This is a genomic window from Coriobacteriia bacterium (genome assembly GCA_018368455.1).
Lineage (GTDB): Bacteria > Actinomycetota > Coriobacteriia > Coriobacteriales > UMGS124 > JAGZEG01.
Genome location: JAGZEG010000001.1, coordinates 77,827 through 99,698, shown reverse-complemented (window position 1 = coordinate 99,698; position 21,872 = coordinate 77,827). Strand labels below are relative to the sequence as shown.

The window sequence follows — 21,872 nt, the reverse complement described above, 5'->3', positions numbered from 1 at the left end:
CCCCGACGGCGCGCCCTGACGGATGGTCCGGTCCTCCCGAACCCGCGCCCGACGCGGCAAGGTCGTCGTCTTTTAGCGCACCGGCGCTCCGGCACGCGTCGGCAGAACGTGCCGCAGGACCACGCCCGTCCCTGCCACGCTGTGTCCTTCCCCTCGTGTCAGACCGATCAAAGAGCCACAGTCCCATGGCGCCCTCCTTCCCGTCATGCCTCTTGCCCGCCACACCGCGCGGCAAGCCCTTGGCCTAGCGCGCCGGGGAGCCGTCCTCGACGGGTATCGCGATCGAGACGCACGTACCCCTGCCCGGGACGCTGTTGACGTCGAGCGTGCCGCCGCACATGCGGCGCAGGCGCAGGCGCGCGGCGGCGACTCCCACGTGCTCGTCGTCCAAGCCCTTGAGCGTCTTCACATCGAAACCGACGCCGTCGTCCTCGATGGTGACGCGGTGCATGCCGTCATCCAGGCACGTCGAGATGCGCAGCGTACCGCCGTCGGGGCGCTTGCTGATGCCGTGACGCACCGCGTTCTCGGCGAGCGTCTGGATCGTGAGCGCCGGCAGCTCGAACGCCGTATCGCGCACGTCATACTCCACGTTCAGGCGATCGCCCAGGCGCAGGTGTTCGAGCTCGAGGTACTTTTCGGTGTGGCGGAGCTCGTCGCGCAACGGAATGGGAAGGCGCTGCTCGAGAGAGGACATGTTTCCGCGCAGGTAGGCGGAGAAGTCTCCGAGCGTGTCCGCCGCCCGCTTCGGGTCGCTACGGCACAGGCCCCGGATGGCGGTGAGCGTGTTGTAGAGGAAATGCGGCTGGATCTGGCTGAGCACGGCGTCGGCGCGGGCGCGGGCCACCCTGGCCTCGCTCTCGGCAAGCTCCGCCTCGCGGCGGGAGCGCAGATCCATGAACACGAGCAGCAGAGCGCAGGCGCACACAACGCCGAGGAGCTCGTGGAACGGGAGCCTCGCGACGCACGCGATGCCATAGGCCATCATGGCGAGGCCCAGGATGGCGCTCGTGTGCCAGCTGCGCGTCTGGCGAAACCTCAGCAGCAAATAGGCAACGAGCACGCAGAGCAGCGCCACCAGCAGCACGCAGAGCGCGACGACGAGGGCCGTCCCCATCGCACCGCCCGTCGCGGCGGCGCCCGTCAGCTCCATGCTGACGTCGAGCAGGGACAGGGCCCCCAGCAAGAACGCCATAGCAGCAAAGAACAGGTTGAGCAGGTCGCGCACGCGCGGATCGACGACCATGCGCAGCGCAAGCGCAAGCGACAGGGTTGTCGTGCACAGAGAGCACGCCATCCCCATCGAGTCCACCGTCGCCCTCCTGTCCCATATCCCACCGCAGCAGTATGACCATGTCAACATCTTAGGACACGATGAACAACGCGAGAGCAACAGCATCAACTTTGCGTTGAGGAGCCGCGCTGGGCAGCGGGGGCCCTAGACGCGCGGCGCGTTCCAGAGCATGTCGGGGCCGATGTCGGCGATGGAGCGCGCACCACACATCTCCATGACGTCAGCGAGCTCGCCGCGCATCTTGTGCAGCAGGAAGCTGATGCCCGCCTCGCCGGCGCCATAGGCCGCCACGACAAACGGGCGGCACACGAGCACGCCGTCGGCGCCGAGCGCCAGCGCGCGGAACACGTCGAGGCCCGTGCGGATGCCGCCGTCCACGAGCACGCGGCAGGCGCCGTCGACGGCGCGCACGATGGACGGCAGCACCTCCGCCGTGGCGGGGCAGCCGTCGAGCACACGCCCGCCGTGGTTGGACACGACGATGGCGTCCGCGCCCGCCTCACACGCCCTCTCGGCGCTGCGGGGTGTCATGACGCCCTTGACGATGAACGGCGCGTGGGCCATGGCGGCGATGGCGCGCAGCTCCTCGACCGACTTCGGGCCGGCGGGAGGCTGCTGGCCCTTGAGGAAGGGCAAGCCGGCGGCGTCGACGTCCATGGCGATGGCGAAGGCCCCGCTCGCGTTGGCAAGCTCCATCTTCGCGGCGATCTTCTCGAGGCTCCAAGGCTTGATCGTCGGGACGCCCACGCCTCCGACCTCGCCGATGGCCATGCACGACTGCCCCATGAGCTCGTCTGGCACGCCGTCGCCCGTGAACGCCGCCACGCCAAAGTCGCGCGCGGCGCGCAGCGACATGCGGTTGTAGCCGAGCGTGTCGAGGGCGGGGCCGTAGTGGCGGTTCACGTCACCGACGGGGCCGATGAACAGCGGCATGGTCAGGTCGAGGCCGAACAGCTCGGAGTTCGTGTCGATCACCCCTGCCGGGCGCAGGGCGTCGAGGTTGACGCGCAGCTCGGACCAGGCGGCGTAGTTGCGGATGGCGACGTCGCCGACGCCCTTTGCGCCCGGGCCGGGCACGGCGTTCTTGCATGCGCGCCCGTCGCACGTCGGGCATGCCTTGCAGAACGAGCCGATGTGGGGCCGCGCCGCGGCGACGACCTCGGCCCATGACGTCGGCTCGTGCCCCAGCGCGCCGTAGCGCTCGCCCAGCGACTGTCCCGCGCCCTCGTTGGCTTCACCCATGTCAGCGCTCCCCTCTCGTCCGGTCGGCACGCGCCGACCCCTCATATGCGCGCGGGGCGCCGAGAGTCAGACCGCTCTGACCACCGGCGCCCCGCCATGCTAGCGCGTCTCTTGCGGGCAACCCGCTCTGCTATCGGCGGCCAGCACGCACGAGCTGCGCGAGCTGCGCCACGACGTCGTCGACGCTCACGACGCTGCGCTCGCCCGTCTCGCGCACCTTGAGCTCGACGTTGCCCTCGGCCGCGCTCTTCTTGCCGATGACGACCTGGAACGGGAAGCCCATGAGGTCGTTGTCGGCGAACTTGACGCCGGGACGCTCGGCGCGGTCGTCGAGCACGACCTCGACGCCAGCCGCGGCCAGCTCGCCGGCGATGCGCTCGGCCAGCGGCTCGAGGACGTCGTCGCCCACAGACAGCGGGATGACGGCCACCTCGTAGGGAGCGACCGACACGGGCCAGCTGATGCCGTGCTCGTCGAAGTGCTGCTCGACGATGGCGGCGAGGCTGCGGCTCACGCCCACGCCGTAGCAGCCCATGAGCAGGGGTTGCTCGTTGCCGTCGACGTCGGCGAACGTCGCGCCCATGGCCTGCGAGTACTTCGTTCCGAGCTGGAACGTCTGGCCGCACTCGATGCCGCGCGCGCCGTGCAGGTGCTTGCCACACGTCGGGCACAGGTCGCCCTCGCGCACGGAGATGAGGTCAGCGAACTCGGGCTCGTCGAAGTCGACGCCCATCTGCGCGCCGACGAAGTGGTAGCCCTCGTCGTTTGCGCCGCAGATCCAGCTCTTCTGGGCGCGCAGCGAGGCGTCGGCGAGCACGCCCACGCCCTGCGGCAGGCCCTTGGGGCCGATGAAGCCCTTGACGAGGCCGGCCGCGACCAGCTCCTCGTCCGTCGCCAAGTGCCACGCGCCAAAGCGGTGGTCGAGCTTGACCTCGTTGACCTCGTGGTCGCCCGGGACGAACAGCACCCACGTCTTGCCGTCGCCGTCAACGACGACGAACGCCTTCTCGCAGGCGGAGGGGTCAGCCTTGAGGAACGCCGCGACGTCGGCGATCGTAGAGCAGCCCGGCGTCGAGACCTTCTCGCAGCTCGTGGCGTCGCAGCTCGCGAGCACGGGCGCGGCCTCGGCCACCTCGACGTCCGCGGAGTAGCCGCAGTCGCAGTACACGAGCTCAGCCTCGCCCGAGGGGGCCAGCGCCATGAACTCCGTCGTCACCTTGCCGCCGATCTGGCCGGAGTCGGCCTCGACGGCACGATAGTCGATGCCGCAGCGCTCGCAGATGCGGCCGTACGCGCCGTTCATGTCCTCGTACGTCTTCTGCAGGCTGTCGTGGTCGGCGTGGAACGAGTACGCGTCCTTCATGATGAACTCGCGACCGCGAAGCAGGCCGAAGCGCGGGCGCATCTCGTCGCGGAACTTCGTCTGGATCTGGTAGAGCGTCACGGGCAGCTGCTTGTAGCTGCGCAGCTCGTTGCGCACGAGCGACGTGAACGTCTCCTCGTGCGTCGGGCCGAGGCAGAATTCGCGCTCGTGGCGGTCGGAGATGCGCATGAGCTCGGGGCCGTAGTCGTCCCAGCGGCCGCTCTCATGCCACAGCTCGGCCGGCGTCAGGATGGGAAGCAGGCACTCCTGGGAGCCAATGCCGTCCATCTCCTCGCGCACGATGTTCTCGATCTTGTGTAGGCTGCGCCAGGCCAGCGGCAGGTAGCTATAGATGCCCGAGGCCGTCTTGCGGATGAAGCCGGCGCGCAGCAGAAGGCGGTGGCTCGCGATGTCGGCCTCCTGTGGGTCCTCGCGCAGCGTCGGCGCGTAGAGGGCGGACATCCTCATGTACGAGTCACTCATGGTGGAACGCTCCAATCGGCTGAGCTTTGGTGGTGAAGGCCGCGCGCGCGATATGGCCTGCGCGCGGCCGGCCTATTCTAGCGGGTGGGAGCCTCCGTGGGGCCCTCGTGCCCGAAGCGCGATTCAATCTCCCGGAACAGCGCGTCGACGATGCCGTCGGCCGGCGCGCGCGCAACGATCTTGCCCTGGGCGAACAGGGCGCCGCCGCCCCTGCCGCACGCCACGCCGATATCGGCGTCGCGCGCCTCACCCGGACCGTTGACCTCACAGCCCATGACGGCGACGGAGATGGGCAGGCGCACGTCGGCCAGGCGGCGCTCCACCTCGCGCGCGATGGGGATCATGTCCACCTGGCAGCGCGCGCACGTGGGGCAGCTCACGAGCTCGGGCGTGCGGCGGCGCAGCCCCAGGGCAGACAGAATGCCCCAGGCGACGGGCATCTCCTCGACTGGGTCGGCCGTCAGCGAGACGCGCATCGTGTCGCCGATGCCCTCGTGCAGCAGGATGCCCAGGCCAGCCGCGCTCTTGATCGTCCCCTGCAGCGGCGTGCCCGCCTCGGTGACGCCAAGGTGCAGCGGCACGTCCGGCAGCGCCTGCGACAGCCGGCGATACGTCTCGACCGTCACGTTGACGTCGTGGGCCTTGGCCGACAGCACGACGTCGGAAAAGCCCCGCTCCTCGAAGTGCGCGACGAAGCCCCGCACGCTCTCGACCATCTTGTCCGGCAGGCTCAGGTCGTCGCGCTCGTCGAGCGCGCGGTCGATGGAACCGGCGTTGACGCCGATGCGGATAGGGATGCCCGCCTCTCCCGCTGCGTCGATGACGGCGTCCACGCGGTCCCACGAGCCGATGTTGCCGGGGTTGATGCGCAGCGCCGCAGCCCCGAGCCGAGCGGCCTCAATGGCGAGTCGGTGGTCGAAGTGGATGTCCGCCACGACGGGCACCGGGCTCTCGGCGCACAGCCGCTCGAAGCCCGGCAGGGCCGAGGCGCGCGGGATGGCGGCGCGCACGATCTCGCAGCCAGCGTCGACGAGGGCACGCGTCTGCGCGAGGCAGGCATCGGGGTCGTCCGTCGGCGCCGTCAGCATCGACTGCACGCGCACGGGGGCGCCGCCGCCCAGCGTGACGCCGCCAACGCTCACCTGTCGCGTGCGCTGCCGGGGCAGCAGTCCTGCTTCGTCGCTGAGTCCCATGCTAGAAGCCCCCTCCCACGAGGCGTGCCGTGTCGTTGAACAGCAGGACGAAGAACAGCATCGTGAACGCTGCCATCGTCGCCATGGATATGATGCCCTGCACGCGCAGTGATATGGGCCGCCCGATGATCTTCTGGACGATCTCGATGGCGAACTTGCCGCCGTCCATCGGGGGCAGCGGCAGCAGGTTCATCCACCCGAGAGAAAGGCTGAGCGCGGCGACGAGCGTCAGAACGGCCCAACCGCCCTGCTGCGCGGCCTGGCCCATGACGGACACGACGCCGACGATGCCCGAGACCTCGCCCATCGTCTGGGCGCTCGTCTGCGGCATGAACAGCGACAGCAGGGCCGCGCCCGTCTGGCCCGCGTAGGACAGGGCCCCGCGCAGCGCGTCGACAGGGCCGAGGCGCACCTGATCGTAGCCGTAGTACACGCCAAGCTGTTCGTCGGCCCCCAGGCTGATCGTCGCGCTCTGCACGTCTTGACTGTCGCGGTGGCGATACTGCAGCTCAACGTCGCCTGCGCCGCGGGCCTGCTCCAAGGCGTTCGAGAGCGCCGTGTAGTCGGTCGTCGTGTCCACGCCGTCCACAGACGTGATGACGTCGCCCTCGACCATGCCCGCCTGCTCGGCGACGGAGTCCGGCTTGACCTGCACGATGTTGGGCGAGATGACGTCGACGCCGCGGAACAGGAAAAACGCCGTGACAAGCAGGATGGCGGTCAGCAGGTTGGCGGCGATGCCCGCAAGCAACACGAACGAGCGCGCCGCAAAGCCCTTGCCCGCATAGGTGCGGCCCACCTCGAGCCGCAGGAACTCGTCGGGCCCCTGCTTGGGGAAGAACGGCTTGCCAGCCTGCGTCCCGCCCGGAAGCGAGAAGTCGTGGTGGCGGTCATAGATCGTGAGTCCCAGCGCGTCGCGCCTCGGCGTGCGCCAGGCATACGTCGGCGTGCCCGCAGATGCCGGGGTGCCGTCTTCGCCCAGTGGCTCGATGCTGCCGATCTCGGCCAGCTCGCCGAGCAGGTCGGCCGCTTCGTCGTCGGGACACGACAGCACGAGGGAGAGCTCTGACGCCTCGAGCCTGCCGCGGGCGTTCACGAGCGCGAGCGCCAGCGCGTGGCGGTCATCGGGGCGCCAGGCCATGCCCGAGATGCGCGTATATCCGCCCAGCAGGGCGAGCGTCGCGCCGTAGCGAATGCCCGAGCGCGGGCTCTGCCGATAGACGCGCGGGCCAAACGGCATGCCGATAGCAAGCTCGGTCACGCGCATGCCGACGGCGCGCGCCGCAAGAGCGTGGGCCGCCTCGTGGATGAGAACGATGGCCGTGAGCGCCACGAGGCACAGCACAATGCCCATGAGTGCTTCCAAGCGAGGAACCTCCTACCGCGTACGGGCTTTCACCAGCTCTTCTGCCCGCACGCGTGCTTCGGCATCCACGGACTCCAGCTGCTCCAGAGACTCCACAGAGTCAGGTGCGCACGCCTCGAGCACGCCGCCGACGACTGCCTCGATGTCGAGGTAGCCGATGCGTCCGGCAAGAAACGCCGCGACGGCGACCTCGTCCGCCGCGTTCATGGCGCACGGAAGCACGCCGCCGACGCGCCCCGCGTGCAGGGCAAGGTTAAGGCAGCCGAACGTCGCAGGGTCGGGGTCGGCGAAGTCCACGTGCCCGAGCTCGGGCCACGTCGTCGGCGCGCACGGGGCGGCCCAGCGGTCAGGAAACGACAGGGCGTACTGGATGGGCACGCGCATGTCCGCGGCGCCCAGGTGCGCCTTCACCGTGCCGTCGTCGAACTCCACCATGGAATGGACGGCGCTCTGGCGCTGCACGACGACACGGATGTCGTCGTAGTCGACATCGAACAGGTGGTGCGCCTCGATGACCTCAAGCCCCTTGTTCATGAGCGTCGAGGAGTCAACCGTGATGCGCGGGCCCATATGCCAGTTCGGGTGGTGCAGCGCGTCGGCGGCCGTCACGGACGCCAGCTCCGCGCGCGTGCGCCCGAAGAACGGGCCGCCCGAGGCCGTAAGCCAGATGAGACGCATGCGCCAGGGATCCTCGCCCAGCAGGCATTGGAATATTGCGGAGTGTTCCGAGTCGACGGGCAACAGCGTGCCGGGACGAGCCAGCGGCATGAGCAGGTCGCCGGCCGCAACGAGCGACTCCTTGTTCGCCAGCGCGAGCTCCTTGCCACCCGCCAGCGCCGTCGCGCTTGCCCGCATGCCCGCAAAGCCGGACAGCGCGTTGAGCACGCAGTCCACTTCGGGCAGCTCCGCGAGATCGCTGACGGCGCGCGGACCGCGCGTCAGCTCGCAACCGGCCGGCAGGCCCTCCACGGTCGCGGCCTCGTCAGCGAGCGCGACGTGAGAGATCGTGGGAAACTCCCGTGCCAGCGCAACGAGGGCGTCGGCCGAGCGGTGGGCCGCCACGGCGACAACCTGCACCTTGTCCGGGTGTTGGCGACACACGTCCATCGTCTGGCGCCCGATGGAGCCCGTGGCGCCCAGAACAGCGATGCGCAGCGGGGCGGGGCGGGCAAACGAGACGCCGGGCGCGGGAACAACGCCGCGAGCGCGACCGACGGAGGCCCCGCTCGTCGAGGCCTCCGCGCGACCGGCAGACATATCGGTGGACATGCTAGATGACCCCCATAAGACGAAGAATGAAGTACGCTGCTATGGAGACGAACAGCATGGAGTCGCTGCGGTCGAGCAGGCCGCCGTGGCCCGGGATGAGGTTGCCGGAGTCCTTGACGCCCGCCCCGCGCTTGATGCGCGACTCGACGAGGTCGCCGACGACGCCCGTGACGCCGCATGCCGCACCGGCGACGAGGGCGACGGGCCACGTGACATGCGTCGCCGGAATGAGCGCGAGCACGCCCCAGACGAGAATGGAGCCCACGATGCCACCCGCAAGGCCCTCCCAGCTCTTTTTGGGCGAGATCTTCGGCACAAGCGGGTGCCTGCCGAAGCTCGAGCCCACGAGATAGGCGAACGAGTCGTTTGCCCACACGGACATCATGACGCCTATCGTCAGGATCGCGGCACCCCAGCCGGGCAGGTTTGCCGCGCGGATCATGACGATGGCGCACAGCGTCAGGCTCGTGTACAGGACGCCGAACAGCGTGATGGCGACGTCGGTGATGCGTACGCGCAGGCTGCCGACATACCAGATCCCGAGCGCCATGATGAGCAGGAAAACGATGCCGATGAGGTAGACGGGGCTCGTAAGCGCGAACGAAGGCATCGCAAATGCAAAAAGGACGCCAAGAGCCTGGTTGGGCAGCTTGGCGTCGGCGCGCATGAGACGAAAGAACTCCCAGCACGCGATCGCCGCCGTCACGGCCATGACGATGGCCGTAGGCACCTTGCCCCACAGCAGCGCCGCGATGTTTATGGCGACGTAGACAGCACCGGAGCACAGGCGAACGAGCAGCGTGCGCGGGTTCATGACGGGAACGTGAACCTCGGGCGCGACGGGCTGAGGGGCGCGACCCTCGGACACGAACGGCTCACTCTCTTCCGCGACCTCGCGCTGCGTCTGCTCCACGCGGGCCTGCGTGCGCTCGTTTGCCTTTTGCACGGCCTGGGCGACGCGGCGGGCGGACACCCGCAGCTTCGCCGATCCACCCTGCGTGCCACCGGGCTCCACGGCAGGAGACTGCGGCTTCTCGCCGTCCGTCTCGTTAGCCATCGTCCTCAACCCCTCCGAAGCGGCGATGGCGGCCCTGGTAGTCGACGATGGCGTCGACGAGATCCCAGCGGCCGTAGTCGGGCCAGAGAACGTCGGAGAACACGAACTCCGTGTAGCACAGCTGCCACAGCAGGAAATTGGAGAGGCGATACTCGCCAGACGTCCTGATGAGCAGCTCGGGGTCGGGCAGCGGCCAGGTATACAGCTCGCGACCGATCGCCTCGGGCGTCACGCCGGAGACGTCCATCTCGCCGTCCGCCACGCGCTGGGCGAGCGTTCGCGCGGCGCGGGCGATCTCGGCGCGGCTACCGTAGTTCACGGCGACGGCCAACACCATGCCGTCGTTGTCGGCCGTCTCGCGCAGGCCCCGCTCAAACGTCTCGCGTGTGTCGTCGGGCAGCTCGTCCATGTCGCCGAGGTACTGCAGGCGCACATGCTCGCGCATGAGCAGCGGCAGCTCGTCAATGAGCGTCGAGGCGAACAGGGCCATGAGCAGCTCGACCTCGTCGGTGGGTCGCGTCCAGTTCTCCGTCGAGAACGCATAGACGGTCAGCGCCTTGACGTCCAGGCGAACGCAGGCCGTGATGACCTCCTTGAGCGCCTCGACGCCCGCCGCGTGGCCAACGCCGCGCGACTTGCCGCGCAGTTTGGCCCATCGGCCGTTGCCGTCCATGATGACGGCTATGTGCGCAGGCATGCGTGTAAGGTCGAGCTCGGAAAAGCGCGACCCCTCGGGCACGTCCGCGAAGTATGCGTCGAAAGCGCTGCGGTCGAAGGACACCTAGACCTCCATGACCTCGGACTCTTTTTCCTTCAGGACCTTGTCGATCGTCGCGACGTGGGCGTCGGTGTCCTTCTGAACGGCAGCCTGCCCGCGACGGGCGTCGTCCTCGGAGATCTCGCCGTCCTTCGAGAGGCGATCGTAGCGGTTGTTTGCGTCGCGGCGGGCGTTGCGCACGGAGACGCGCGCCTGCTCGGCGAGCTCGCGGCACTGCTTCACGAGCTCCTTGCGGCCCTCCTCCGAGGGGGCGGGGAACGGAAGACGGATGACAACGCCGTCGTTCGTGGGCGTGATGCCCAGATCGGAGGCCATGATAGCCTTCTCGATGGCGTTGAGGCTCTTCTTATCCCACGGGTCGATGACGAGCGTGCGGCCGTCAGAGGCCTTGACACCGGCGATCTGCAGCACGGGCGTGGGGACGCCATAGTAGTCGACGCGCAGGTCGCTCAGGATGGCGGGGTTGGCGCGACCGGTGCGAACCTTGCCGAACTCGGTTTTCATGGCCTCAATGGCCTTGTCCATCAGCTTGATGGCGTCGCTCTGGATCTGGTCGCTCATCGGTTGTTGTCCTCTCTGTAAACCACGGTGCCAACGTTCTCGCCGCGCAGGCAGGCGGCGATGTTGCCGTCGATCTCCGCGTTGAACACGATGATGGGCATGCTGTTGTCGTTGCACAGCGTAATGGCCGTCGAGTCCATCACGTTGAGCTGCTTGCCAATGACGTCGAGGTACGTGATGCGGTCGAAGCGCTTCGCGTCGGCAAACTTCTTGGGATCCTTGTCGTAGATGCCGTCGACCTTCGTGGCCTTCATGAGGCACTCGGCACCGATCTCGCACGCACGCAGCGCGGCGGTCGTGTCCGTCGTGAAGTAAGGGTTGCCCGTGCCGGCAGCGAAAATGACGACGCGGCCCTTCTCGAGGTGGCGGATGGCGCGGCGGCGGATGTACGTCTCGCACACCTGGTGCATCTCGATGGCGCTCATGACGCGGGCCGTGAGGCCGTTGCGCTCGAAGGCGTCCTGGAGCGCCAGCGCGTTCATGACGGTGGCGAGCATGCCGATGTAGTCGGCCTGCGCGCGGTCCATGCCGTTGGCCGACCCCGCCAGGCCGCGGAAGATGTTGCCGCCGCCCACGGTAACGGCAACCTGGACGCCGTTGTTGGCGATCGTCGCGATCTCGGCCGCCATGCGGTCGGCGACAGCCGGATCGATGCCGTAGCCGCGATCGCCCATGAGGGCCTCGCCGGACAGCTTGAGCAGGACGCGGTGGTATTGGTAGTCGCTCAAAGGGCCCTCCTTCTCGACGCGCCCGAACGGGGCGCTTTCGATGCTCGATTCTAGCAGACCTGGAAGCAATTGCCCCGGTAAAGTGGGGCTCGTGCCCCGGACACGAAAAGACGCCGCCGCGCAACGTGCGCGCGACGGCGTCTGGGAATAGCGAGTGTGGGGAACTTAGTCCTCGTCACCCAGCACGAAGCAGGAGAACGCCTTGATGGCGATAGTGTCGCCCAGCTCCTTGGCGACACCGTTGACATACTGCTGGATCGTCTTCTCGGGATCCTTGACGAACAGCTGGTCAACGAGCGTGGACTCCTTGTAGAACTTCTCCAGACGGCCGAGGGCCATCTTCTCCTGGATGGCCTCGGGCTTGCCGGACTCGGCAGCCTGGGCACGGTAGATCTCCATCTCGTGGTCGATGACGCTCTGCGGCATCTCCTCACGCACGGCGCACAGCGGCTTGGCCGCAGCGACCTGCATGGCGACGTCGTGGGCCATGACCTTGAACGCCTCGGCCTGAGCCGTCTCGGCCTTGCCCAGAGCGAACTCCACGATGGTGCCGATCTTGCCACCCATGTGGATGTAGCTCGAGAACGTGCCACCAGTCGTGGCGCGGCGAGCGAAGCGAGCGATCTTCATGTTCTCGCCGATGACGTGGATCATCTCGGTGAGAGCCTCGGAGACCGTCTCGTTCTCGTTGATCTTGCACTCCATGAGGGCATCCATGTCCGCCGGGTCGTTGGCGGCGGCAGCCTTGGCGATGCTGGCGGCGAAGTCGGTGAACTTCGGGTTGGCGCTCACGAAGTCCGTCTCGCACTTGAGCTCGACCAGGGAGGCGACGGAGCCGTCCTCGGACACGTAGGCGGCAACGGCGCCCTCGGTCGTGGCGCGGCCGGCCTTCTTAGCGGCCTTGGCGATACCGCTCTTACGCAGGACGTCGACGGCCTTGTCGATGTCGCCCTCGGCCTCGACGAGCGCTTTCTTGCACTCCATCATCGGGGAGTCAGTCATCTCGCGGAGCTGCTTGACCATCGCGGCAGTGATCTGAGCCATGCTGGTTCCTTCCTCTGCGTAAAGGTGCGGGCCGGCGTCTTTGTGGCGCTCGACCCGCACGGTCTCTCGGCGAATGTGCGCTAGGCGCGGGCGGAAACTAGTTCTGGGCCGGCTGGGCCAGAACCTCCTGCAGCGTCATGGCGCGAGGCTTGTCGCCCTTGGCCGGCTCGGCGGCGGGCTTGGGCTCCTCGGCCTTCTTCTCCTCAGCGGGAGCGGTGCCAGCCATCTCGGCAGCCGTGATCTCGACCTTGCCGGCGCCGGCGATGATGGCGTCAGCCATGATGGACGTCATCAGGTTGATAGAACGAATGGCGTCGTCGTTGGCCGGGACGCCGTACTCGACGACGTCGGGGTCGGAGTTCGTGTCGATGAGGCCGACGACCGGGATGTGCAGGCGGTTGGCCTCGCGGATCGCGATCTCCTCGCGACGCGTATCAACGACGAACAGGGCCTGCGGCAGAGCGGTCATGTCGCGGATGCCGTCGAGGTTCTCGACGAGCTTGTCGAGCTCCTTCTGCAGGACGGACTGCTCCTTCTTGGGCAGGACGGCGAAACGGCCGTCCTCCTTCATGGCCTCGATCTCCTCCATGCGCTGGACGCGGGAGCGGATCGTGACGAAGTTCGTGAGCATGCCACCCAGCCAACGGTTGCAGACGTAGGGCTGGCCAGCGCGCTTCGCCTCGTTGACGATGGCCTCCTGAGCCTGCTTCTTCGTGCCGACGAACAGCACCTTGCCACCCTTGGCGGCCGTCTCGGACAGGAAGGAGTACGCCTTGTCCGCCTCGATGATCGTCTTCTTGAGATCGAGGATGTAGATGCCGTTGCGCTCGCCGAAGATGTACGGCTTCATCTTGGGGCACCAACGACGCGTCTGGTGACCGAAGTGAACGCCGGCCTCGAGCAGGGTGGAGATGGTGATCTTTGCCATGTGCGTGAAACCTCCGTATGGTTGGTCGTCCGCGTGATGTCATCCCCCGTGCGCAACCCGGCAGGCAAAGCCGAGCACCACTGCGTCGAAGTCGTCACGCGTGATTGATTGGATACTGCCCGGACGGGCAGCCTTCGAAGTATAGCAGCCGCGCAGAAACCACAGGCTGAGAATGGGCGCGCCTCGGAGACGCGGGGGAACCTCCGCCGGAAATCCACGGGATGTGCCCGATAGGTTCGCCTTCGCGAGCGTACAGGGGGCCGCGGCGCTACCCCTCCCCGCGGGGATGGGCCTGGCGGGCTGCGGCGCGCAGGCGCTCGGGCGTCAGGTGCGTGTAGATCTGCGTCGTCGACAGGCTGGCGTGGCCGAGCATCTCCTGTACGCTGCGTAGATCCGCGCCGCCGGAGAGCAGGTCCGTCGCAAACGTGTGGCGCATGGCGTGCGGCGAGATGCCGGCAGGCAGGCCCGCAGCCGCGCACAGCCGCTCGAAGCGCTTGCGGATGTCGTCGGTCGTCATACGGCGGCCGTGGACGGTGAGCAGCAGGGCGGAGGCGTCGTCGCGCCCGTCGTCCGGCGCCTCGCCACTCGGAGGACGGCGAGCGGCGAGCACCGGCCGCCCGTCTCGCAGGTAGGCCTCCAGCGCCGCGACGCACGTGTCGTGCAGCGGAACGATGCGGGCCTTTCGCCCCTTGCCGAACAGGTGCGCCAGCCTGCCGCGCGCGTCAACGTCGGCGACATCGAGGCCCGAGAGCTCGGCTATGCGGCAGCCTGCGGCGTAGAACGTCTCGAGCATGGCCTGGTCGCGCAGGCCTTCGGGTGTGGACGTGTCGCTGACGGACAGCAGGCGGGCCATCTCGGCGCCCGTGATCGTGCGTGGCAGCGTGCGACCGACCTTGGGGCTCGCCACGGCTTCGGCGGGGTTCTCCCCCACCTCGCCGGCGCGCACGAGCCAGCCGTAGAACGAGCGCACGGCCGAGAGCCGCCGGTTGACCGTACGCCGCGCGTAGGAAGCCTCAGACAGCGACGCGAGGTAACGGCGCAGGTCGCGGTGGGACGGAGCGAGCACGTCCACGCCGTGGGAAGCCGCCCACGACAGGTACGAGCGGAGGTCGACCTCGTAGGCGGCCACCGTGTGGGGCGAGTAGTTGCACGTGAGCTCGAGATAGTCGAGGAAGGCCGCCAGCTCGGCGGCGCAGGGCGGCTCCCCGGCGTCGAGCGCGTCGCTCACGACGCCGCCCCGATGCCCGCGACGCGTGCGTTGCGGGCGAGCCACGCCTCGAGGCTCGCGTGGGCTCGGGCGGCGTAGGCCTGGTAGCGCTCCTGCTTGCGCATGCGCTTCGTCGTCTCGAGCGGCGGCATGAGGCCGAAGTTCACGTGCATGGGCTGGTAGCCGCTCGTCTCGGGCGACGTGGCGTAGGCGACGAGCGCGCCGAGCGCCGTGTCGGCCGGCAACGGCTCGAGCGGCTCGCCCGCGAGGTCGGCTGCGACGTTAAGCGCGGCAAGCAGCCCGGATGCCATCGCCTCGACGTAGCCCTCCGTGCCCGTGATCTGCCCGGCGAGGCGCACGCGGCGCTCCCCGCGCACCGCAAACGTCCCGTCAAGCGTGTGTGGAGCGTCGACGAACGTGTTGCGATGCATGACGCCGTAGCGGAAGAACTCGGCCTGCTCCAGGCCCGGCACCATGCAGAAGACGCGACGCTGCTCGGGAAACGTCAGGTTCGTCTGGAAGCCGACGAGGTTGTAAGCCGTGAGCTCCCGATTCTCGGCGCGCAGCTGCACGACAGCCCACGGGCGGCGGCCCGTGGCCGGGTCGGTGATGCCCACGGGCTTGAACGCCCCGAAGCGCAGCGCGTCGTGGCCGGTGCGCGCGACCTCCTCGAGCGGCTGGCACGCCTGGAACAGCTCGCGGCGCTCAAAGTCCTTCGCGATGACGCGCTCGGCAGCGAGCAGCTCCCCTATGAACGTGTCATACTGCTCGCGGTCCATGGGGGCGTTGAGGTAGTCGCCCGTGCCGCCCTCCTCGTAGCGCGACTGCGAGAACAGAACGGTGAGATCGAGGCTCGCCGCGTCGACGATGGGAGCAGCCGCGTCGAAGAACGCAAGGTGGTCGCCGCCAACGAGTGCCGTGACGCGCTCGGCGAGCGCGTCGGAGCACATGGGGCCAGCCGCGATGACGACGGGCCCCTGCGCGGGGATGTCCGTAACCTCCTGCCGCACGACTTCGATGAGCGGGCGCGCCGCGATCTGCTCCTCGACGGCCCGCGAGAACGCATCGCGGTCGACGGCGAGAGCGCCACCCGCCGGGACGTCGCACGAGCGCGCCGTCGCAAGCAGGTGGCACCCCAGCAGGTCGAGCTCGTGCTTGAGCAGGCCCGCCGCCGAATCGGGCTTCGTCGACTTCAGCGAGTTCGAGCACACGAGCTCGGCCAGGCCGGCGCCTCGGTGCACGGGAGTCATGACGAGAGGACGCATCTCGTACAGCGTGACCGGGATGCCCCGGTCCGCTAGCGCCAGGGCGCACTCGCAGCCGGCCAGGCCTCCCCCGATCACGCTCACACGCGTCGTCTCGTCATCCGTCATGCCCCATCCCCTCTCCGATCGTCCCACGTTCGCCCCTCGCCCAGCAGGGCACTCTGTGTCGGAGAGTATCGGCCATCGACGAGCCGCGCGACAAGGCCGCGCGCGCCCAGGCCACCAAGAACGCGCATTGTCGCCACGGCGTCCACGCCGAGCGCTCGCGCAACCTGCTCGGGGCGCGCCGGGCACGCCTCGAGCGCCGCGAGCACCCTCTGCTGCTCCCGCGTGAGGCTGCCCTGGCCACGCCACGCCCCGTCGTTCCCCGGGGCAGCGTCGGGCGCGCCCGGGCGGCGCAGCGTCCCGTAGATGGCGCACAGTGCCTCCTGGAGCGCATCGCGATCCCACAAAGGCAGAAAGCCGCTCTGGCTCAGCAGGTAGTTTGATCCGCGCGAGTTCGGGGAGAAGAACGAGCCCGGGAACACGAGCACGTCGCGCCCCGCCTCGTCGGCGGCCTCCGCCGTGGAGAACGTCCCCGACGGCAAGCCCGCCTCGCAGATGACGAGCGCGCGGGACAGCCCGGCGATGACGGCGTTGCGGCGCACGAACGACCAGCGCGCCGGAGGAGCGCCCCACCTCTGCAGCGACACGACGGCACCGCCTCGGGCGACGATGCCCTCGAGCAGGTCGCGCGCGCTGCGCGGGTAGACAACGTCGGCGCCACCGCCGAGCACGGCCACTGTCGACCCCCCGCGCTCAAGCGCCTCGCGCTGGCCGGCCTGGTCGCAGCCCACGGCCGCCCCCGAGACAATCGTGAGGCCGAGCTCGACGCCGCAGCGCGCTGCGAGCCGCGCGCACGCAAGGCCGTAGGGCGTCGCCCGGCGCGCGCCGATGACGGCGAGCCCCTGCCTGGACAGGGATGTCGGGTCGCCGACGACGTACAGTTCGCGCGGGGGCTCGGGCATGTCCTCGAGCTGGGAGGGATAGCCCAGCTCGCCGCGCCTGAGCACGCTGCGGGGCCCCGCGAGCCCGGCCGTCGTCATGGCGTCACCGTCCCGTCGCGATAGCCCACGGCCTCGAGCACGTGATCGACCTCGACGCACTCGCTCGCCTCCATGTCGGCGATGACGCGGGAGACGCGCAGGCACGACGCGACGGCTCGGGCCGACAGGCAGCCCCGCTCGGCGAGGTCGCCCAGGCAGCGCAGGGCGTCGTCGCGCAGCCGGTCCTGCTCGACTGCCCGGGCGATGCTTCCCGGTCGCGCGGCATCCGGCGCCTCCTCGACCGTATCGCCCGCGCCATCGCGTACGCGCTCCCGCCACGCCGCGAACTCGCGCGCGCCGAGCACAAGCTGGCGCAGCTCAGCCGTCGAGCTGCCGCCGCTGGCCGCCATCATTTCCCCCACGCGCGGACGCTCGAGCGCGCACACGATGTCAATGCGGTCGACGAGCGGGCCCACGAGCTTGGCCCGGTAGGACTCTATGGCCGTCGGCGTGCACGTGCACGGGCGCCCCGCGTCCCCCAGGTGGCCGCACGGGCACGGATTCGACGCGGCGACGAGCTGGAAGTCACAGGGAAACTCGTACGTCCCCTCGACGCGCGCTATGCGCACGCGACGCTCTTCGAGGGGCTGTCGCAACGTCTGCAGGGCAACCCGGGAAAACTCGCCCAGCTCGTCGAGGAAGAGCACGCCGCCGTGGGCCAGCGATATCTCGCCGGGCCGCACGGGCCGTCCCCCTCCCACAAGGCCGCCAACACTCGCGCTATGATGCGGCTGGCGAAACGGTCGCCGGCGCGCCTCGAGGCGCCGCTCGCGAACGCCCGCGACGGAGTGGACGAGCATGGCCTCGTGGTACTCGTCGTCGGTGATGTCGGGCAGGATCCCCGGGACGCAGCGCGACAGCATCGTCTTGCCCACGCCAGGCGGGCCGATCATGAGCACGCCGAGGTGGCCTGCCGCCGCCACGGCGAGAGCCCTCTTCGCGACCTCCTGGCCCGCGACGTCGGAGAAGTCCGGGTCGGGTTCGGCCTCTCCGTCGGGGTCGCACGCGCGCAGCGGCACCCCTGCCTTCTCGACTCCCTCGGAAAACTCGTAGAGACAGCTGACGAAGCGGCCCTCGTATGGGCGGGCGTCGCACGGCAGCGCTCCCTCCGGCGCCACGAGCGCCAGCCCCATCGACCGCGCCAGGTCGGCATAGGCGAGCAGGCCGCGTACCGGGCGCACCTCCCCCTGCAGGGACAGCTCGCCGACGACGAGGCAGCGCTCGAGCCCCCTGGCGGGAATCTGGCCGCTCGCCGCCAGGATGGCCAGGGCCATGGGCAGGTCGAACGCCGTGCCGCTCTTGGGCGCGTCGCTTGGCGACAGGTTGATCGTCATGGATGCTCGCGGAACCTCGAGGCCCACGGCGCGTATGGCGCAACGCACACGCGAGCGCGCCTCGGCGACGCTGGCATCGGGGCGTCCCACGATGGCGATGCCCGGCAGCCCGGCCGCGAGGTTCACCTCGACGCGCACGGGCTGGGCGTGCATGCCCCACAGCATAGCCGAGGTCACGCACGCCGAGCCCGTGGTGCGCACGCGGGCGCTCCGAGAGGGCACACCCTGCTCCGGCATCAGCTGTCCCATGAGCACGCACCCATCAGGTGACGGACGTGGGCGCCACCCGGCCCGCTCACGGACACGGCGATGACGTCGAAGCGCAGCGCCCGCGTGTCCGGGTGCTCGTTCAGATAGCTCAGGCTGAGCCTGCGATAGCGCTCGCACTTACCGGCGTCGACGGCAAGCTCGGGCGCTGCCAGACCACCGCGACGTGTCTTGACCTCGACGAGGATGGTCTGGTCGTCGTCGCATGCCACGACGTCAACCTCGCCGTGCGGACAGCGCCAGTTCCTCTCGACGACGGCGAGCCCGAAGGCCTCGAGGTAGCGCGTCGCCACCTCCTCGCCCAGCTTACCCAGCTCGTGGGGGTCGCCGATGTTATAGGACGACAGTGTTCCATCGTCGTCTATCCACAGCTCCCCGCAGTACATCTCCTCGTCGACGAGCACCTCGCCCCTCGCCATGGCATGTGGTCCCATGCGCTCCCCTTTCCGTTGTCCGTGCCGCGGGCGTGCGGCGAAGGACAGCGTTGCGCAGGGGAGCTGTCCCATGTCTGACGGCAATCTACCGGCCATCTGACGTAAGACATACACCCGCCTGACAGAGCAGCTCACGGGACGTGTGAGCAGGCCAGAACGCCCCTCCTGACGGGCTTATTCCTCAGCCTGCTCGAAAAGTCCGCCAAGAGCCGCTTCGCCGCCACTCGGCAGAAAGTGGGTGCAGAAGCTGGCGCGATGGTAGTCGGTGATGCCGCGCCGGCGGATTGACTCGATGTGCTCAGGCGAGGCGTAGCCCTTGGAGGCGGCAAAGCCGTAGCCGGGGTAGCGTTGCTCGGCTTGCACCATGATGGCGTCACGCTCGACCTTGGCGACGATGGACGCCGCGGCGATGCAGGCGACGCGCGCGTCGCCGTGCGGCAGCGTCACCTCTCGCGGGTGCACGTGCACGGGCAGGCCGTCGATGAGCACGGCAGCAGCGTCGACGCCGGATGCCTCTATGGCGCGCCGCATGGCCATGCGTAGGCAGGCCGCCATGCCGCAGGCGTCGATCTCTTCGGGAGAGGCGTGGCCAATACCCACAGCGAGCGCGACGTCGCGAATGCGGACCGCCAGCTCTTCGCGGCGCTCGGGCGTCAGCTGTTTGGAGTCGTTGACGCCCCACACGATCGGCTCGTCAGGAAGGGCGACGGCGCCCACGGTGAGCGGGCCGGCGATGGACCCACGCCCGACCTCGTCGACGCCGAGCAGAACGCCCGGCCCCCCGAGCTCGCGCTGGAGTCGGTACATCTCGCGCACGCGGTCTCGCTCGGCACGCTGGCGATCAAGGCGGCGGCGCGTCGAGCGCACGAGCGCCGCAACCCGTGCGCGGGCGTCGTCGTCAAAGCGCGCGGCGAGCCGCTCCTGGGCAGCACCGTCCGAAGCGTCGTCGGCCTCGTCGCGCAGGCGGGCTTCGTCGAACAGAGCGCGCACCTGCACGACCGTCAGGCGCCCCCCTCGAGCGCGCGCCATCCCCTCCCGGCTCTCGTCCTCCCCAGCCATTGCGGCACCCCTTTCTCGTCCCGATGCGCAGCTATCACAAGACGGGCATTCACGAAAAAACGCCGCCCCGCATAGCGCGGAACGGCGTTTCATGCAAAAGGATAGAACGCACGCGCTGCCCGAAAGCAGACGACTAGCGAACCTCACGCAGACGGGCAGCCTTGCCGACCCTGTTGCGCAGGTAGTACAGCTTGGCGCGACGGACGTGGCCGTGACGCACAACCTCGAGCTTCGCGATCTTCGGCGAGTGCACCGGGTAGGTGCGCTCAACGCCGACGCCGTAGGAAACCTTGCGAACGGTGAACGTCTCGCGCGCGCCAGGGCCGGACTTGCGGATGACATCGCCCTGGAACACCTGGATGCGCTCGCGGTCGCCTTCCTTGATGCGATAGTGCACCTTGACGTTATCGCCAACCCTGACCTCGGGGAGGTCCTCACGAATCTGCTGGCGCTCGATTGCGCGGATGTAATCCATGTTCGTAATCCGTTCCTAGTAGTCGCGCCCGGATCGTGCCGCGAGCGCCCGTTCATTCAGCAAGAAAGGAGTATACGCAAAACTCCCTCGACGTGGCAAGGAGATTGGCCGGGTGTATGATGGAGATATAGCGAAGCCAGCCTCGCCCTTTTGACGGATACTCGTGCGCGTCGCGGTACGCCGTTCGCACAACGGGTATCCTTGCCATCATATTACGGCACATGCGGGCGTGCACGCCCGACAGATACGTCACACCCCGGGAGGCCCCATGAGGGAAGACCGAACGCCCGCCACGTCGCGCGGCGCAAATCAGCCTACAGACGACGCACAGCAGACCGACAGGTCCGTGGGCTTCCGTCGGCACACGTCTGGCAACGCGCGGCGCTCCGGCTCCGCCCGCACGCGCACCCCGCGCCCCCAGCAGGCAGCCGAGGCTGCCGAGCCGCAGGCCGAACGTCCCGAGGACGTCTCCCCCTCGCCCCGGGCCGTCTCTCGCGGCGGCGACTACCTCGGCACGGGGCGCCCCTGCCGCGTGTGCGGCAAGCCGGTCGACCCCTCCCAGACGCGCTGCCCGCACTGCGGCGCATTCCAGAAGCCGCTGTACGCAAACCCGCCCTTCATCGCGGCGGCCGTCGCCGGCGTCGCGCTGGTCGCGCTCCTAAGCGTCGGCATCAACTCGTGCGCGTCAAATGGCACCGGTACGGACGGCGGTTCCTCGACGCCCAACGCGGCAGCAAACCAGGAGGACAAGACCGCCCTGACCGGCGCCATGGCAAGCGCGCAGGCCTATGTCGACGAGAACACCGCGAGCCCGACGTACACGGCCGCAAGCATCGCCGCGCTGCAGAGCGCCATGGCAAGCGCGCAGACCGTCGTCGATGACGCAGGCGCCTCCGCCGAGCAGATCGCGCAGGCCGCAAGCGATGTCACGACGGCGCAGGGTAACCTCGTGCTGCGCCCTGTCGCGTTCGGTAACAGCTACGACTGGCCCTGGTACGACCCGCTCGTTGAAACGCTGACGACCGACCCGTCCTACGTCGGCACCCAGATCGCCATGGAGGGCGTCATCACGTCGGTTCAGTCCGGAACGGACGGCTCCGTTGCGCTGATGGCGAGCTCGGGCGACGTCACCTGCCTCATCCAGGTCACGAGCACGAACTTCACAGACCTCACCGGTGTTGACGGCGCGCTCGCCCAGGACTCGCACGTCGAGGTCGCAGGCACGGTGACGGGGCTCGTCGAGCACGACAACGGCGACGGCACCACGTCTCAGATCCCCGCCATCACCGCCGACTTCATCCAGTACTACACCCCGGTCGAGTAGCCCCGACCCACACGCCACACAAAAGAGGCCCCGCCCTCCCTCCAGGAGCGCGGGGCCTCTTCGCTTATTCCCCTCTCTTTCTTCGAGAGGAGCCATGCACGGGCTCGACGGCCCAT

General features: G+C 68.9%; 20 protein-coding genes. 1 reads left to right on the top strand and 19 read right to left on the bottom strand.

Annotated elements, in window-relative coordinates; translation table 11 throughout:
- Positions 1 to 244 precede the first annotated feature (244 nt).
- From KHZ24_00440 to rplS, 19 genes are all read right to left on the bottom strand, one after another.
- Entirely contained in the window at positions 245 to 1,312 is a 1,068-nt protein-coding gene (locus KHZ24_00440; protein MBS5449673.1) for a histidine kinase, read from the bottom strand.
- Positions 1,313 to 1,438: 126 nt separating this feature from the next.
- Positions 1,439 to 2,536: an alpha-hydroxy-acid oxidizing protein gene (locus KHZ24_00435; protein ID MBS5449672.1), complete on the bottom strand. Its 1,098-nt coding sequence runs from the start codon at positions 2,534 to 2,536 to the stop codon at positions 1,439 to 1,441.
- A gap of 130 nt (positions 2,537 to 2,666) precedes the next feature.
- On the bottom strand, positions 2,667 to 4,367 hold the full coding sequence (locus tag KHZ24_00430; protein ID MBS5449671.1) for a proline--tRNA ligase: 1,701 nt from the start codon (positions 4,365 to 4,367) through the stop codon (positions 2,667 to 2,669).
- Between the two features lie 92 nt (positions 4,368 to 4,459).
- Complete coding sequence (ispG, locus tag KHZ24_00425; protein MBS5449670.1) at positions 4,460 to 5,575, bottom strand: flavodoxin-dependent (E)-4-hydroxy-3-methylbut-2-enyl-diphosphate synthase; 1,116 nt, start codon at positions 5,573 to 5,575, stop codon at positions 4,460 to 4,462.
- A 1-nt stretch (position 5,576) separates the two neighbouring features.
- Entirely contained in the window at positions 5,577 to 6,941 is a 1,365-nt protein-coding gene (locus KHZ24_00420) for a site-2 protease family protein (protein MBS5449669.1), read from the bottom strand.
- A gap of 12 nt (positions 6,942 to 6,953) precedes the next feature.
- Positions 6,954 to 8,198, bottom strand: coding sequence for a 1-deoxy-D-xylulose-5-phosphate reductoisomerase (gene dxr, locus KHZ24_00415; protein MBS5449668.1), 1,245 nt, complete (start codon positions 8,196 to 8,198; stop codon positions 6,954 to 6,956).
- 13 nt (positions 8,199 to 8,211) lie between these two features.
- On the bottom strand, positions 8,212 to 9,024 hold the full coding sequence (locus KHZ24_00410; GenBank protein MBS5449667.1) for a phosphatidate cytidylyltransferase: 813 nt from the start codon (positions 9,022 to 9,024) through the stop codon (positions 8,212 to 8,214).
- Positions 9,025 to 9,259: 235 nt separating this feature from the next.
- Positions 9,260 to 10,048: an isoprenyl transferase gene (locus tag KHZ24_00405; protein ID MBS5449666.1), complete on the bottom strand. Its 789-nt coding sequence runs from the start codon at positions 10,046 to 10,048 to the stop codon at positions 9,260 to 9,262.
- Positions 10,049 to 10,606 (bottom strand): ribosome recycling factor, encoded by a 558-nt coding sequence (gene frr / locus KHZ24_00400; GenBank protein MBS5449665.1) that lies wholly within the window; start codon positions 10,604 to 10,606, stop codon positions 10,049 to 10,051.
- Positions 10,603 to 11,334 carry a UMP kinase gene (gene pyrH, locus KHZ24_00395; GenBank protein ID MBS5449664.1) on the bottom strand — a complete coding sequence of 244 codons (732 nt, stop codon included), beginning with the start codon at positions 11,332 to 11,334 and terminating at the stop codon, positions 10,603 to 10,605. The genes frr and pyrH overlap by 4 nt, the downstream gene beginning before the upstream one ends.
- Positions 11,335 to 11,499: 165 nt before the next feature.
- Positions 11,500 to 12,378: an elongation factor Ts gene (locus KHZ24_00390; GenBank protein ID MBS5449663.1), complete on the bottom strand. Its 879-nt coding sequence runs from the start codon at positions 12,376 to 12,378 to the stop codon at positions 11,500 to 11,502.
- Between the two features lie 97 nt (positions 12,379 to 12,475).
- Positions 12,476 to 13,306, bottom strand: coding sequence for a 30S ribosomal protein S2 (gene rpsB, locus KHZ24_00385; protein ID MBS5449662.1), 831 nt, complete (start codon positions 13,304 to 13,306; stop codon positions 12,476 to 12,478).
- Positions 13,307 to 13,574: 268 nt separating this feature from the next.
- Positions 13,575 to 14,534 carry a tyrosine recombinase gene (locus KHZ24_00380; protein MBS5449661.1) on the bottom strand — a complete coding sequence of 320 codons (960 nt, stop codon included), beginning with the start codon at positions 14,532 to 14,534 and terminating at the stop codon, positions 13,575 to 13,577.
- Positions 14,531 to 15,886, bottom strand: coding sequence for a methylenetetrahydrofolate--tRNA-(uracil(54)-C(5))-methyltransferase (FADH(2)-oxidizing) TrmFO (gene trmFO / locus KHZ24_00375; protein ID MBS5449660.1), 1,356 nt, complete (start codon positions 15,884 to 15,886; stop codon positions 14,531 to 14,533). The genes KHZ24_00380 and trmFO overlap by 4 nt, the downstream gene beginning before the upstream one ends.
- Positions 15,883 to 16,863, bottom strand: a complete 981-nt coding sequence (locus tag KHZ24_00370; protein ID MBS5449659.1) for a DNA-processing protein DprA — start codon at positions 16,861 to 16,863, stop codon at positions 15,883 to 15,885. The genes trmFO and KHZ24_00370 overlap by 4 nt, the downstream gene beginning before the upstream one ends.
- Positions 16,860 to 18,434, bottom strand: coding sequence for a YifB family Mg chelatase-like AAA ATPase (locus tag KHZ24_00365; GenBank protein MBS5449658.1), 1,575 nt, complete (start codon positions 18,432 to 18,434; stop codon positions 16,860 to 16,862). Before KHZ24_00365 ends, KHZ24_00370 begins: the two co-directional genes overlap by 4 nt.
- Positions 18,434 to 18,850 (bottom strand): YraN family protein, encoded by a 417-nt coding sequence (locus KHZ24_00360; protein MBS5449657.1) that lies wholly within the window; start codon positions 18,848 to 18,850, stop codon positions 18,434 to 18,436. Before KHZ24_00360 ends, KHZ24_00365 begins: the two co-directional genes overlap by 1 nt.
- A 222-nt stretch (positions 18,851 to 19,072) precedes the next feature.
- Complete coding sequence (locus KHZ24_00355) at positions 19,073 to 19,927, bottom strand: ribonuclease HII (GenBank protein MBS5449656.1); 855 nt, start codon at positions 19,925 to 19,927, stop codon at positions 19,073 to 19,075.
- A 163-nt stretch (positions 19,928 to 20,090) separates the two neighbouring features.
- A complete protein-coding gene (gene rplS, locus KHZ24_00350) occupies positions 20,091 to 20,432 on the bottom strand; it encodes a 50S ribosomal protein L19 (protein ID MBS5449655.1) in 342 nt (113 codons plus the stop codon).
- Between the two features lie 268 nt (positions 20,433 to 20,700).
- Here rplS and KHZ24_00345 point away from each other — a divergent pair, with 268 nt between their 5' ends.
- Positions 20,701 to 21,756 carry a hypothetical protein gene (locus tag KHZ24_00345; protein MBS5449654.1) on the top strand — a complete coding sequence of 352 codons (1,056 nt, stop codon included), beginning with the start codon at positions 20,701 to 20,703 and terminating at the stop codon, positions 21,754 to 21,756.
- Positions 21,757 to 21,872: the final 116 nt, after the last annotated feature.

Bases quoted from the DNA above. Each gene is read 5' to 3' on its own strand.
- frr (MBS5449665.1), bottom strand. From the start codon at position 10,606: ATGAGCGACCAGATCCAGAGCGACGCCATCAAGCTGATGGACAAGGCC.
- KHZ24_00435 (MBS5449672.1), bottom strand. From the start codon at position 2,536: ATGGGTGAAGCCAACGAGGGCGCGGGACAGTCGCTGGGCGAGCGCTAC.
- dxr (MBS5449668.1), bottom strand. From the start codon at position 8,198: ATGTCTGCCGGTCGCGCGGAGGCCTCGACGAGCGGGGCCTCCGTCGGT.
- KHZ24_00355 (MBS5449656.1), bottom strand. From the start codon at position 19,927: ATGGCGCGCGCTCGAGGGGGGCGCCTGACGGTCGTGCAGGTGCGCGCT.
- KHZ24_00410 (MBS5449667.1), bottom strand. From the start codon at position 9,024: ATGAACCCGCGCACGCTGCTCGTTCGCCTGTGCTCCGGTGCTGTCTAC.
- KHZ24_00370 (MBS5449659.1), bottom strand. From the start codon at position 16,863: ATGACGACGGCCGGGCTCGCGGGGCCCCGCAGCGTGCTCAGGCGCGGC.
- ispG (MBS5449670.1), bottom strand. From the start codon at position 5,575: ATGGGACTCAGCGACGAAGCAGGACTGCTGCCCCGGCAGCGCACGCGA.
- rplS (MBS5449655.1), bottom strand. From the start codon at position 20,432: ATGGATTACATCCGCGCAATCGAGCGCCAGCAGATTCGTGAGGACCTC.
- KHZ24_00345 (MBS5449654.1), top strand. From the start codon at position 20,701: ATGAGGGAAGACCGAACGCCCGCCACGTCGCGCGGCGCAAATCAGCCT.
- KHZ24_00360 (MBS5449657.1), bottom strand. From the start codon at position 18,850: ATGTACTGCGGGGAGCTGTGGATAGACGACGATGGAACACTGTCGTCC.
- trmFO (MBS5449660.1), bottom strand. From the start codon at position 15,886: ATGACGGATGACGAGACGACGCGTGTGAGCGTGATCGGGGGAGGCCTG.
- KHZ24_00430 (MBS5449671.1), bottom strand. From the start codon at position 4,367: ATGAGGATGTCCGCCCTCTACGCGCCGACGCTGCGCGAGGACCCACAG.
- KHZ24_00390 (MBS5449663.1), bottom strand. From the start codon at position 12,378: ATGGCTCAGATCACTGCCGCGATGGTCAAGCAGCTCCGCGAGATGACT.
- KHZ24_00365 (MBS5449658.1), bottom strand. From the start codon at position 18,434: ATGCCGGAGCAGGGTGTGCCCTCTCGGAGCGCCCGCGTGCGCACCACG.
- rpsB (MBS5449662.1), bottom strand. From the start codon at position 13,306: ATGGCAAAGATCACCATCTCCACCCTGCTCGAGGCCGGCGTTCACTTC.